The organism is Wohlfahrtiimonas sp. XWW7, assembly GCF_056716055.1.
Map to the genome: position 1 here is coordinate 990,730 of NZ_CP168032.1, position 11,942 is coordinate 1,002,671.

Annotated in this window: 9 protein-coding genes; 5 read left to right on the plus strand and 4 right to left on the minus strand. The window is 37.9% G+C overall.

Translation table 11 applies throughout. From position 1 onward, the window contains the following. Positions 1-10: 10 nt before the first annotated feature. The 4 genes from glnE to ispB form a co-directional block, all read right to left on the minus strand. Positions 11-2,797, minus strand: coding sequence for a bifunctional [glutamate--ammonia ligase]-adenylyl-L-tyrosine phosphorylase/[glutamate--ammonia-ligase] adenylyltransferase (glnE, locus tag ACA100_RS04875; protein WP_481078856.1), 2,787 nt, complete (start codon positions 2,795-2,797; stop codon positions 11-13). Between the two features lie 125 nt (positions 2,798-2,922). Next, entirely contained in the window at positions 2,923-3,924 is a 1,002-nt protein-coding gene (locus tag ACA100_RS04880) for an LbetaH domain-containing protein (RefSeq protein WP_481078857.1), read from the minus strand. Positions 3,925-3,942: 18 nt separating this feature from the next. Further along, positions 3,943-4,722 (minus strand): hypothetical protein, encoded by a 780-nt coding sequence (locus ACA100_RS04885; protein WP_481078858.1) that lies wholly within the window; start codon positions 4,720-4,722, stop codon positions 3,943-3,945. 9 nt (positions 4,723-4,731) lie between these two features. Continuing rightward, positions 4,732-5,712 (minus strand): octaprenyl diphosphate synthase, encoded by a 981-nt coding sequence (ispB, locus tag ACA100_RS04890; RefSeq protein WP_481078859.1) that lies wholly within the window; start codon positions 5,710-5,712, stop codon positions 4,732-4,734. An 88-nt stretch (positions 5,713-5,800) separates the two neighbouring features. Here ispB and recG point away from each other — a divergent pair, with 88 nt between their 5' ends. The 5 genes from recG to ACA100_RS04915 are packed head-to-tail and all read left to right on the plus strand — an operon-like array spanning position 5,801 to position 11,941. Further along, the gene (recG, locus tag ACA100_RS04895) at positions 5,801-7,837 is read left to right on the plus strand and encodes an ATP-dependent DNA helicase RecG (protein ID WP_481078860.1); all 2,037 of its coding nucleotides are present in this window, start codon (positions 5,801-5,803) and stop codon (positions 7,835-7,837) included. 47 nt (positions 7,838-7,884) lie between these two features. Beyond that, complete coding sequence (locus ACA100_RS04900) at positions 7,885-8,865, plus strand: 3-oxoacyl-[acyl-carrier-protein] synthase III C-terminal domain-containing protein (RefSeq protein ID WP_481078861.1); 981 nt, start codon at positions 7,885-7,887, stop codon at positions 8,863-8,865. Then, positions 8,835-9,863 (plus strand): NAD-dependent epimerase/dehydratase family protein, encoded by a 1,029-nt coding sequence (locus tag ACA100_RS04905; protein ID WP_481078862.1) that lies wholly within the window; start codon positions 8,835-8,837, stop codon positions 9,861-9,863. Before ACA100_RS04900 ends, ACA100_RS04905 begins: the two co-directional genes overlap by 31 nt. A 1-nt stretch (position 9,864) precedes the next feature. Then, positions 9,865-10,662 carry an MBL fold metallo-hydrolase gene (locus ACA100_RS04910; RefSeq protein ID WP_481078863.1) on the plus strand — a complete coding sequence of 266 codons (798 nt, stop codon included), beginning with the start codon at positions 9,865-9,867 and terminating at the stop codon, positions 10,660-10,662. 1 nt (position 10,663) lies between these two features. Further along, positions 10,664-11,941 carry a F390 synthetase-related protein gene (locus tag ACA100_RS04915; RefSeq protein WP_481078864.1) on the plus strand — a complete coding sequence of 426 codons (1,278 nt, stop codon included), beginning with the start codon at positions 10,664-10,666 and terminating at the stop codon, positions 11,939-11,941. The last annotated feature ends 1 nt before the right edge of the window (position 11,942 follow it).

The following is an 11,942-nucleotide window of genomic DNA, read 5'->3' on the forward strand; positions in this document are numbered from 1 at the left end:
CAACATTATTTTATTTTTTATTTGTGATGTACCCAAATATTTTGTCATGAATCTCTTTGGCCAATTGCATTGATTCCACTAACTCTGGTGGTTTTTCTAAGGTTTCTTGATCAGATAATTTTGCATAATGCTGAATTTTTCGGATTGAACGATAAGTATCGCGCAGAATCATTGCTTCCCAAGAATTTAATCGACCTAAAGCTTCAAGTGCAGCGAGTTGACGAATATTATCTGTAAAACGCACAAGTAAAGGCTCATGATGCGCATGCGACAATACAAGATATTGTACTAAAAATTCAATATCCACCATGCCGCCATCGCCATATTTTAATTTGCGAGAAAGATCAGATTGTTTAGCCAAAAACTGCTTGTCCAATTTTTGACGCATTTTGATAATTTCTTGTCTTAAATGAGGAATACTGCGCTGGCGCGTTAGAATTTCTTTGCGGAATTGATTGAATGCATTGGTTAATGTTTGGCTGCCTGTGACAGGGCGAGCTCGGATTAATGCTTGATGCTCCCAAATCCAAGCATCATTGGCTTGATAGTTTTTGAAACGCTCAAAACTAGAAACCAACAAACCAGAATCGCCACTTGGACGTAGGCGCATATCAACCTCATATAATCGGCCAGCAGCTGTTTGAGCTGTTAAATAATGAATGATTTTTTGTGCCAATTTAATGAAGAAATCGCTATTTAAAATTGGATGAGCACCATCTGTCATTTGCTCTTCCACAGCATCGTGTAGGAAAATAATATCTAAATCTGATTGATAACCTAATTCCAATCCACCTAATTTGCCGTAAGCGACTATGATAAAGTCAGGACGACCATTTTTATGGTGATCAGATGTTGGCTGACCATGTTTTAAGCTCAATTCATGCCAAGCTAAACGCAAAATTTTATTGAGTAATGCATCCGCTAATTCTGATAAATAGTCACTGACGATCATCAGTGGTACCTTGCCTGAAAAATCAGCCATTGCAATTTTAAGGATGTTTTTATGCAAGAAATCACGAAGTAGATTTAATCGTTGTTCTTCTGTGGTTTTCGGTTGCTCCAATAATGTATTAAGTGATTTGTTGAGAGTTTTATGATTAATGGGTTTTGTGGCTTCTAAGCTTTCCATTAAATCTTCAAATAAAATAGGATAGCGTGCTAAATAACGGCTGAGCCATGTTGTGTTGCAACATAGATCCAAAATACGCATGAGCGCATTATTGTATTCATATAACCAATGAATGAAGCGCTTTTCATAAGCAATGCTGGATAAAATATCCAAAAATAAATTTAATGTATGCGAACTTTGCTGTTGTTTAGTTTCTAAATAATGAAACGCATGTAACATCACAAATGTGATCTCTTTTTGGTCATTTTCATCTAGTTTTAAGAAAGTCTCTTTTTGAAATGCCCACAATAAATAGGATTTCTGTTCGCTCTCAGGAATATTTTGTTGATCGCACCATTTTTTGAAATCAATAGCTTCTTGCGGTTCACGCAGTAGTTTTAAGAGGGAAGAGAAGTGGTTTTCATTTTCCTGAACAGTGACTGCACCAAAGATATTTTCAAATTGCTCATGCACAATGCCTTGATGCAACATCAGCAATTTCTCAAAATGCTCCCAAGTGGCAATGTCCAACATTTTGATCAATCGTTGCTGATCGTGATGAGTTGTTGGCAATGTGTGCGTTTGTTCATCATGCACCATTTGTAATCGGTTTTCGATCACACGATAAAAGAGATAAGCATTTTTCAATGCGGCGACTGTTTCAGGTGGCAAATAGCGAATGGCGATAATATCTAGTGCCTTCATGATCTCAGTTGTTTGTAGATCAGTTTGTTTGCCACCATGAATCAATTGGAAGATTTGCGCAATGAATTCAATTTCACGAATCCCACCATCGCCTAATTTGATGTTGTAATAGTTTTCTTTAAGGATGACTTCTTTTTGAATCATCTCTTTGATATTTTTGAGTGCATCCACTAATTCATAATCTATGGATTTACGATAGATGAATGGCTCGATTTCTGTTAAAAATGCATTGCCTTCTTCAAAGTTACCTGCGACAACTCGGGCTTTAATGAGTGCATAACGCTCCCAGTCTCTGCCATATTGGAAGTAATAATTCACCATTGCATGCGTTGAAAGGGCAATCGGGCCGCTGCTACCAAATGGACGTAAGCGTAAATCCACACGATAAACAAAGCCATCTTCTGTGCTGTTGTGCAATAGATGGATGAATCTGCGGGCGACTTTATGGAAAAAGTGCGCATCATCGCCTGCGTAGCCAAAAATCAGATCAATGTCGGATGAAAAATTGAGCTCATAACCACCCATTTTCCCCATTCCAATGATATAAGGCTGAATGGCTTTGCCTGATTCATCCACAGGAATTTCATTATTTCGGCTTGTGATTTCATAAGCGATATTGAGTGCTTGCTCACAGAAAAAATCAGCAATCAATGTTAAATCACGGTTGATGATCATAATGTCATCACGATGATTAATGTCGCGATAGCCCATTTTGAGTAATAATTGATTGCGCACTTGGCGAAGGCAAATGGAAGCTTTATCTTCATTTTCAGTATTGATGGGATAAATGGATAGATCCAATGGCGAATCCCAAATGCCATCCAAAAAATGATTCAGATACAAAGCAGGGCGATTGAGAATTAAACGACCAGCCCAAGGTGAAGCTTCGATGAATTGATTGAGTGCAAGGAAATGATGATGTGCTTTGAGTGTTTGATACAGTTCAGGATGGCGCTCTTCAAATTGTAACCAATAATTCAACATGATCATTTCCTATAATTTTTCATTTGCTGATGGATTGTAGAATATCATGAGATGACATAAATTATTTGTATTGAATACTAAATAAGAATGTGGGTACTGCAACTTAATATTTTAAGAGCAAAAGATTAAGATATTTGACTGTGCCAAAAATGTGCTAATTCAGGATAATGTTGCAATGCATTGATAGTTTCTAGACTTAAGGGTGTATTTTGGATGTAGTATTTAGCCAATTCTATGATCACGAGATATTTTTGTATGTCGGATTCATCTCTTTGCCATAAATGATCATTATTTCTATACGCTCTATTTAGTAATGTTAAAAATGCATTTTCTGAACCATTAAAAAGACATAGATTACCAGCTTCTCTACCGCCATCATCATAAATTTCCTCATAAGAGAAATTTTTGCATATAAATTGTAGTTGGGAATTGATTTGGTAAATCAACAACGCATCATTTTGTTGATGTATCGAAGTGATTAACATGAAATCTTTGGGAGTGTTTAATACAATTTTATGCTCTTCATTGCCTAGGAAAATATTTCCATGCAGTTCTACATTACCTTGAATAGAGAGTTTGTTGCTCAAACAAGCATTACCAAATACTTTGGCTGTACCGAATAGGTGAATATCTCCTGATATATATGATTGACCATAAATTTCAGCTTGATCTGAAATCACAGTATTGCCTAAAATTTTTGCATTGCCATAAATTTTAGCATGCTGATTAAATGTTGTATCTTCAGAAATTTCTGCATTGCCAAATATTTGAACTTGGTCATAAATAAATGCACTACCACGAATTATGGCATGATCAAAAATTTTGGCGTGTCCGCCAATCAGTGCGCGACCTGTTACTTCTGCATTTCCAAAGACTTCAGCATCATCTGTAATGATTGCATAGTGAAGTACTTGTGCATTTTCATGGATTTTTGCATGTCCTAAAACATGAGCATGTCCACCAACCCAAGCATTCCCTTCATGGCTTAAGTTATCTTCAGATTCAATATAACCACCAATTTGCCCAGTTGTAATTTTTCCAAAGTTTTTTAATGCTTTAATTCTATAAAGATTTTTGCCTTGAAAATGAATGGCAGTTGATTTAATTAGTTCATACTTTTTGGTCATATTATTATGTATTGAAATTTAATTAGAGTGCCAAAGTTGTTTTGGGAATACTAATGGAAAAAGAGGGGATATGTAGTTATAGCTAATATCATTGAGATCAACGAAGTCATCATGATTAATGATGGCTTTAGCATAATGTAAAAGTCTTCTATATTCTTGAGCGAAAGCATTATTCTCGTGAGTATGCTCAATGGCTCTGAGAAATTCTTGCTCTGTGCCCACAAAACATCCTTGTGAAATAAATAAACCAGATGTAGCTTTACATACAGTTAATGTGCCTTTGTGAGCACCAACATCAACAAAACAAACAACGTCAGTACGTTGGCTAACATTAGCATCACCACAGATTTGTTGAAATGGAAAAATTGACAAAGAAACATCACCGTAAATGTGAGCATTACCATAAACTCGAGTCGCAATTACAGCATTTGCATAGATATTTGCATTGCCCGATATAGTTGCCTCTCCAAAAATTTCCGCATTATCATATATTCTTGCATGATCAGAAACAACAGCACTGCCTTTAACTGTAGCATTGCCATATATTTCTGCGTGATCTGTGATCAAGGCACGTTCTGAAATGTATGCATTATCATATATCTTTGCATTACCTAAAATCATTGCTCTTTCGGCAACCCAAGCATTATTATCATGGCTTAGATTTTTTTCGAACTCAAGAAAACCACCTAAGTCTCCAACCTTAATAGTTCCAAAGTCTTTGATAGCTCTTATTTGTCGTAAGGTACGACCAAAAATATGGATTTCTGAATTTTCTATGAGTTCGAATTTTTTACTCATATCAAATTTTTAAAACTTACGTGCAATCGAGTATTTTGCGAGTTCCACCAATGCTTCTTTATATGGTGAATCAGCAATTGGTTCAATCGCTTTGATTGCCATTTCCACTTGCTCGCATGCTTTTTGATATGTGTAAGTAAGTGATTCTGTACGTTCAATGATTTTTAGGATTTCATCCAATTGGCTCACATCCGCATTCAATAATGCTGTACGAACCAATTCAGCTTCTTCAGGTGTGCCCACTTGAATTGCGCGAATCAATGGCAATGTTGGTTTACCTTCAGCTAAATCATCACCTGTGTTTTTGCCCATTTCTTCAGCGCTTGCTGTGTAATCCAAAATATCATCAATCAATTGGAATGCAGTACCCACAAATTTTCCGTATTCACGGAAAGCTGCGATTTGATATTCAGGTTGGTTAGAATCTTCATAAGCCATGATGCCTGCAACTTCTGCGGCTGCTTCAAATAATTTAGCAGTTTTAGAATAGATCACGTTGAAGTAGTTAGCTTCTGTAATATCAGGTTCTTTGATATTTAATAACTGTAGAACCTCGCCTTCTGCAATGCGGTTTGTTGCTTGTGCTAATACGCGCATCACTTGCATAGAATCTAAATCCACCATCATTTGGAACGCGCGTGTATATAAGAAGTCACCCACTAAAACGCTTGCTTCGTTGCCCCAAATGGCATTGGCAGTTTCTTTGCCGCGGCGCATATCTGAGTGATCCACAACATCATCATGCAACAATGTTGCTGTGTGAATGAATTCGATTAAAGCTGCTGCCGAAATATGTTTGTCACCAGTATATTGCGCGGCTTTTGCACATAATACTGTCATCATTGGACGTAAACGTTTGCCGCCCGACATAATGATATAAGCACCCAATTCGTTAATTAATGCAACATCCGAAGATAGTGCAGCCATGATTGATTCGTTAACTTTATTGAAATCTTCAGCAATTAACGCTTGAACATTTTTGATTGACATCCAGTCGCCTCGGTTTCTCTTTTTACAATGAATTCATGTATTATAAGGGTTGTTCACCAAAAAGTATTCCTAATAGAAGAGATAATTTGTGATTCTTGAGCAATCCATCACACAACTTCCTGGTGTTGGGCCAAAAATGGCTAAGACTTTGGAAAAATTACACATTCATACGATCCAAGATTTGATCTTTCATTTGCCTTATCGTTATCAGGATCGTACGCGTTTAATGCCGATTGAAGCTCTTCGCATCGGCGATACTGCCATTGTAGAAGCGCGCGTTGTTAAAAAAGAGTTATCACAAGGTAAACGCAAATATTTAACTGTATGGATTAAAGATGGCACAGGCTTAATGATGCTGAAATTTTTTAATTTCAATCACGGGATGTTGAAATCTTTTGATGAGGATGGTTTGATCCGTGCTTTTGGTGAAGTGAAAAAAGGTTATCCGTATTTGGAAATGGTGCATCCTGAATTTAAGGCTTTGCATGAAAATATTCCTGTGGAAGAGCGCTTAACGCCGATTTATCCATTAACAGCGGGATTAACGCAAAAGCAAATTCGCACAATCGTGGCTTCTGCCATGAAGTTAATCACGCCAGATTCTTTCCCGAGCTTTGTGAGCCAAAAATATTCACTATCAGAAGCGCTCCATTATCTACATAATCCGCCACCAGATGCTGATCTGTTTTTATTATCGGAAGGATTGCATCCTTGGCAAAAGGCTTTAGCATTAGAAGAAATTTTGGCATATCAATTGGCATTGAATCGTGCGAGAGAACAAGAATCACATAAAGTGAGCATTCCGATAGAGCTTTCATTTGATGCAGAAAAATCACTGCTATCTTCATTGCCGTATCAATTAACAAATGCACAAAATCGTGTGATTGCGGAGATCAAAGAAGATTTAATGCTGGATAAACCTATGATGCGATTGGTGCAAGGCGATGTTGGTTCAGGTAAAACGATTGTGGCAACAGTTGCGTTATTGCATGTTGCGATGATGAATCAGCAAGCGATCATGATTGCGCCAACAGAATTATTGGCAGAGCAACATTACATTACGATCAGTAAATTATTAACGCCGCTCGGTATTTCAGTCACATTTTTATCGGGTGGATTAACAGCGAAAGAGAAGCGCATTCGTGGTGAAGCGATTAAAAGTGGTGAAGCTCAAATTATTGTTGGCACGCACGCAACTTTCCAAGAAAGTGTGGAATATTCATCTTTAGCATTGGTAATTGTGGATGAACAGCATCGCTTTGGTGTTGAGCAACGCTTGGCATTGCAAGAGAAGAATCAACTCCAACAACCTCATTTCTTAATGATGACAGCAACGCCGATTCCACGAACATTGGCAATGATTGCTTATGCAGATTTGAAACATTCCATCATTGACGAAAAGCCTGCGAACAGAATTCCTATTACAACGACATTAGTTAATCATCAAAAGCGTGATCAATTAATCGCACGTTTAGCGTTGCAATGTGCTGAAGGCGTGCAAGCTTATTGGGTTTGTACGTTGATAGAATCGAATGAAACATTAACAGCGCAAGCGGCCGAGGAAAGTCATCGTTTATTGGAAGAATCACTGCCTGATTTACGCATTGGTTTGTTGCATGGCAAGATGAAGCCGAAAGATAAAGAATCTATTATGCAATCCTTTAAAAATCATGAGTTGGATGTGTTAGTTGCAACAACAGTGATCGAGGTTGGCGTGGATGTGCCAAATGCATCCATCATGATCATTGAAAATGCAGAACGCTTAGGTTTATTCCAGTTGCATCAATTACGTGGGCGAGTTGGGCGCGGTAGTAAAGCGTCATTCTGCTTATTGATGTACGAAACGCCATTGTCGCAAGTGGCACAAGAGCGTTTGAAAATATTACAACAAACGGAAGATGGCTTTGTGATTGCAGAAAAAGATCTCGAATTACGTGGTACAGGCGAAATCATCGGTACAAAACAAACGGGTGAAGTGACATTTAAAGTGGCAAATATTTTCCAACACAAAGACATCATTGAAAAAGCACAAAAAATGGTGCCAAAATTATTGAATAATGATGAAATTGTCCAAGGATTAATTAAACGATGGTTAAATCATCGTACACAATTCATTCATGTGTGATATATTTATTCTAATTTAAACAGTGTTTATTATTAAAGGGGATAGATATGTTGCCTATAAAAATTATAGCAACAAGCATGATAGAGCCAGCCCATCATGTTCAATCAGAAACGATCGATATAGAAAATGATCTGCCCATTGGGACCATTGAAAAATATTCTGGCATACAGGCGCGTTATTTTTTTGATGAAAAAGATTCTTTGTCCCAAATCGCGGCCAATGCCATTGAAAAGGCAATGACATCTCAAAATATTTCATCTGATAGCATTGATCTCATCATTTCTGCAAGTGCAGTGCCAGAGCAAGCCTTGCCATTTTCTGCGGCCAATATTTTAGCGAAATTGAATTTAAAATCAGGTACGCCAGGATTTGATGTCAATACAAGCTGTTTGGGGTTTTTAACAGCACTGCATATAGCAGCCAATTTCCTAGCTAATAATGTTTATCAACGAATTGCCATTGTGAGTACAGAATTTGCATCGCGCGGTATAGATTGGGCTAATTTAGAAAGCTCTGCAATTTTTGGTGATGGTTGTGCTGCTGTCATTGTCGAGAAAGGCGATGATTCGCACCAAATGTTACGATATTTAATGAAAACTTATCCTGAAGGTTATGATTATTGCCAAATTAAAGCAGGTGGCAGTTCACGCAATGTTGTCACAGGCATTGATCACAGTGATTATTATTTTGTGATGCAAGGCAAGCCGCTATTTAAATTGGCATCAGAAACTGTGGATGAGTTTATCGCAGAATTATTTGAACCATTATCTTTGGATATGGCAGATATTGATTGGGTGGTTTGTCATCAGGCGAGCCATCTATCTTTGAAACATATTGCAAAAAAACTGAATATTCAGAAATCAAAAATCATTAATATTTATCAGCATTATGGTAATCAGGTTTCAGCTTCATTACCAACAGCTTTGCATAAAGCTTACGATGAGCAAAAAATTCAAAAAGGGCAGAACATTTTATTGATTGGCACAGGAGCAGGGATATGTTGGGGCGCAATGATCTTAAAGGTTTAACAGTTTTAGTGACGGGCGCAACAGGAGGTTTGGGGCGAAGTGCTGTGGAATATCTGCATGAACATGATATTAATGTCGTGGCAACTGGTAGAAATGAAATAATAGGGCAGCAATTAACACAATCAGGCATTACATTTATTCCACAAGACTTATCACTATTAGATGAAACATCTGCTGATCATTTATTGGAAAATATTGATGTCATTTGGCATTGTGCTGCACGCTCATCGGATTGGGGTGATTATGAGCTGTTTTATCAAGATAATGTCATCGCAACGGAGACATTAGCACAATATGCTTTAGATCGCGGGATTGAAGTTTTTGTTCATATTTCTACGCCATCCATCTATTTTGCTTATCAATCTTTATCTTTGGTGAAGGAGTCTTATTTGCCACAGCAATTTGTGAATGCTTATGCGAAAACTAAATATCTTGCAGAACAAGCATTGGCAAAGATTCGTGAACAACATCCTCAATTTAAATATGTTGCTTTAAGACCGAGAGCAATTTATGGCAAGTATGATCAAGTTTTATTGCCGAAAATGCAGCAATTATTTAAAGAGCGCAATGGTCGATTACCTTTGCCAAATGGCGGACAAGCATCCATTGATATCACATATGTGAAAAATGTCTGTCATGCAATGTGTTTAGCCACAGAAAAACTGTTGAGCAATGCAGATCAGATCAATGGGAAAGCTTACAATATTAGCAATGGCTCGCCCATTAAAGTTGTGGACTTAGTGAACAAAGTGTTCGTGGAAACTTTAGGTTTGCCTTGCACTATTAAACCATTGCCTTATTGGTTATTAAATTTTGTTGCAACATTGAGTGAATGGAAAGCCCGTCAATTGAAACAAACGCCAAAGTTTACACGTTATGGTATCGGAGTTTTGAATTACGATGTGAGTTTAGATTTAACCGCAGCGAAACAAGATCTAGGTTATGCCCCAATCTATACAATTGATTCAGGCATTAAAGAAGCTTTAAAGGATTGCTGATATGGCAAAAATTCATAAATTCAAAGCTGGTTATTGTACTCATCCTGCATGTGTTGCTGTACGTGGCGCAGGATGGCAAACCTGCCAATTTCCTGCACAAGTGTTTTTACTAGAAAGCCAAGGGCGGCTTTGGTTGTGGGATACAGGTTATGCGAATCATTTTATGGATGCAACAGCATCTGGCGTATTTAAATTATATCGAAAAGTGACACCTGTTTATTTTGAGCCAGAAGAAGCCATTTATCAGCAATTGAAAGCACAAGGCATTTTGCCAAAAGATCTTTCAGGATTAATCATTTCTCACTTTCATGGGGATCACATTGCAGGGTTAAAAGATTTTCCCAATGTTCCAATGATTGCTTCTTATGAAGGTTGGGAAGGGGTGAGATTGCAACAAGGTTTCCGAGCATTGATGAAAGGCTTTGTGCCTGCTTTGATGCCAGATGATTTTGACCAGAGATTAATGAGCATTGAATCTTTTAAGCAAGTTCTATTGGATTCGAGTTTATTACCTTTGACATATGCTTATGAGTTGCCTAATAGCGATGGTGAAATTTTACTTGTGCCATTGCCTGGCCATGCAATTGGACATTATGGTGCTTTGATTTTGACAGATGATGGCTGGCAACTGTTGGCAAGTGATGCTGCGTGGTCTTATAAAAACTATCGAGAAGATCGATTGCCCATGAAACCAGCGCATTTAATTATGGATAATGTGCCTGCATTTTATCAAACGCTAGAAGTACTTAAAGCTTTAGATGCTAAGCAGATTCCTATTTTATTAAGCCATGAGGAGTGATATGAAACTATTGCAAATATTATGGCATTATCTCTGCGTTAAACAGCGGAAGATCAAAACAAGCGCTGAATTAAAAGCATTTCAGGCCAAGGCTTTAGAAAAATTATGGGAAAAACATCTATCACACAATCCTTATTTTAAAAGCCGTTGCCAAGGTGATTTTAAAGATTGGCCATATATGAATAAAGAGATTATGTTGGCGAATTTTCATTGGATGAATGGTGCAGGTATTACATTAGCACAGGCTTATGATGAAGCGATGAGCGCTGAAACAAGCCGAGATTTTAAACCAACCATTGAAGGTTATACGATTGGATTATCCTCAGGCACATCTGGCACACGCGGTGTATTTTTGTTAAGTCCATCAGAGGAGAAACAGTGGGCAGGGACAATTTTGGCAAAAATGTTGCCAGGTTCATTATTTAAAGGGGAACGCATTGCATTTTTCTTGAGGGCTAACAGCAATCTTTATGAAACCGTGCAAAGTCGTTTTATCTCTTTTAAATTTTTTGATCTTTTTCAATCGATGACAACGCAATTATCTGCATTGCAGGAATATCAGCCAACCATATTGATTGCACCCGCACAAGTTTTGGAGCTGATTGCGGAACATCAGTTGGATATTCATCCCATTAAAGTGATCTCTGTAGCTGAAGTTTTGGATGATGCGACACGCAAGAAAATCGAGCGTGCATTGGGAAAAGTTCATGAAGTTTATCAGGCAACAGAGGGTTTTATTGCATCAACATGTTCTCATGGGCATTTGCACTTAAACGAAGATTTGATGATCATCGAACAAGAGATGATAGATGATATGAGATTCATCCCGATTGTGACGGATTTAAACCGCAGAACGCAGCCGATTATTCGCTATCGTTTAGATGACGTATTGGTTAAACATCCCGAACCTTGCCCTTGTGGCAGTCCATTTCAGCGCATTCAGGCAATCGAAGGGCGATTGAATGACACTTTGTGGCTACAGGATCATCAGGGTGAAAAAGTGACGATCTTTGCAGATAGTTGTTTACGCGCATTGGCACGCAGTTTGCCTTTTGATTGTGATTTTCGTTTATGCCAATCGAGCTTGACGAGTTTAGCATTGACCGCGCCATTATCTCAAGCGCAACTATTGGTTGCACAATCTGCTTTGGAAGAGATGTTTCGCATGCAAAATGTGGATCTTACACAATTAGAATGGCAATTGATTGCTGAACCCATTGAGCAGGTTTTGAGTGACAAACGCCGTAAGATTCAGCGTCTATTCACAGAGGAACATTGAT